General features: G+C 72.2%; 2 protein-coding genes. One reads left to right on the plus strand and one right to left on the minus strand.

Going from position 1 to position 1,917, the window contains the following annotated elements; all coding sequences use genetic code 11:
- A partial coding sequence (locus AC2VON_RS17555) for an amidase (RefSeq protein ID WP_486954094.1) occupies positions 1-1,364 on the minus strand: 1,364 nt, incomplete at its 3' end.
- A gap of 69 nt (positions 1,365-1,433) precedes the next feature.
- Here AC2VON_RS17555 and recO point away from each other — a divergent pair.
- The coding region (recO, locus tag AC2VON_RS17560; RefSeq protein WP_486954095.1) for a DNA repair protein RecO at positions 1,434-1,917 on the plus strand (484 nt) is incomplete at its 3' end.

Raw genomic sequence — 1,917 nt, forward strand, 5'->3', positions numbered from 1 at the left:
AGCATTCCTTCGCTGTTGGCCGGGCCCATCAGCTGCACGCCGATCGGCAGCCCGTCGGAGGTGAACCCGGCCGGCACGTTGATCGACGGCCAGCCCAACAGGTTCCAAGGCCAGGTCACCGGGCAGGCGGCGATCATCTTGCGGTCGGTGCCCCAGCTGCCCAGTCGGTCGAAGGCATCCACCGGCGGCGGCGGCTGGGCGGTGGTGGGCGCCAGCACTACGTCGACGATGCGGAAGATCGAGCCGACCCGGCGCTGGTCCTTGGTCTCGTGGGCTCGGGCACTGCGCAGTATCGCCTGCGACAGGAACCGGCCGGTGCGCATATTGGCCACCGTGCGGCGGTCCAGGTCGACATTATTTGCGGGAGCGCCGAGCCGTGCCGCCCAGTCCAGCAGCCCCGAGGTGGACCGGGACAGAAAGTTCCACGACGTCCGCAAGCCGTAGTCGGGGTTGCCGGCTACCATGTTGTGGCCAAGCAGCTCAAGCTGTTTGGCGACGGTGCGCAGCGCGGCGGCGATCTCCGGATGCAGCCGGGCCCGGAAACCGGTGAACGGGAACCGGGTGGACACCGCGATCCGCAGCTCGCCCGTTGCCCTGCCGACGTAGTCGGACACCTTGATCGGCGGCGGCTGGTGCCGGTCGCCGTCGACGTTGCCGGAGACGGCGTCGAGCACCAGCGCCGCGTCGGCCACGGTGCGGGCCAGCACGCCGTTGACGGTGATCCCGTTGAACGCCTCCGGCAGTGGCCAGGTGGAGATGCGGCCGCGCTGCGGCCTGATGCCGACCCGGTGTGCCCACGCGGCGGGAATGCGCACGCTGCCGGCCCCGTCGGAGCCGATCGCCGCGGTGACCAGGCCCGCGGCCACCGCGGCGGCGCTGCCGCCCGACGTGCCGCCGGGGGTGCGCTCGGGCGACCACGGGTTGCGGGTGTGCCCGAAGCCGGGGCCGCTGGTGAACGGCCACTGGCCCAGCTCGCAGGTGTTGGTCTTGCCGACGATCACCGCGCCGGCTTTGCGCAATCGGCGCACTACCTCGGCGTCGACGGCGGCCGGTGCGACCAGGCCGGTGGTGCCGAAATAGGTGGGCACTCCGGCGAAGTCGACGTCGTCCTTGATCGCGATCGGCACGCCCAGCAGCGGCGCAGTGCCCCCGGCGGCCCGGCGCTTGTCGGCCTCGGCGGCGTCGGCCAGCGCCGATTCGGTGAGCACCACCCGGAACGCGTTCAGCGTCGACTGGCTGTCTTCGATGGCGCTCAGCGAGCGGCGGACCAGCTTCTCGGAGGTCACCGCGCCGTTGGCCAGCTGGTAGAGCTGGTCGGTCAGGGTGGGGAAGCGAGGGGCGGTGGAGGCGGGCGGGGGCGTCATCGACGCTAAGACTATCGGCACGCGGTCGACGTCCCGGGCAACGTCACGGCGCGGTGCGACACTGATCTGATGCAGCTGTACCGGGACCGGGCGGTGGTGTGCCGCCAGCACAAGCTCGGCGAAGCCGACCGGATCATCACGTTGCTCACCCGCGACCACGGGCTGGTCCGCGCGGTGGCCAAGGGGGTGCGCCGCACCCGCAGCAGGTTCGGCGCCCGCCTGGAGCCGTTCGCCCACATCGACGTGCAGCTGCACACCGGCCGCAACCTCGACATCGTCACCCAGGCGGTTTCGCTGGACGCGTTCGCCGCCGGCATCGTCAGCGACTACGGCCGCTACACCTGCGCGTGTGCGATGCTGGAGACCGCCGAACGCCTGGCCGGTGTGGAGCGGGCGCCGGCACCGGCGCTGCACCGGCTGACGGTGGGCGCACTGCGGGCGGTGGTTGACGGCCGGCGGCCCCGCGAGCTGGTGCTGGACGCCTATCTGCTGCGCGCCATGGGGGTGGCCGGGTGGGCGCCGGCGCTGACCGAGTGTGCCCGTTGCGCCACCC

The sequence above is a fragment of the Mycobacterium sp. TH-M82 genome (assembly GCF_057473605.1).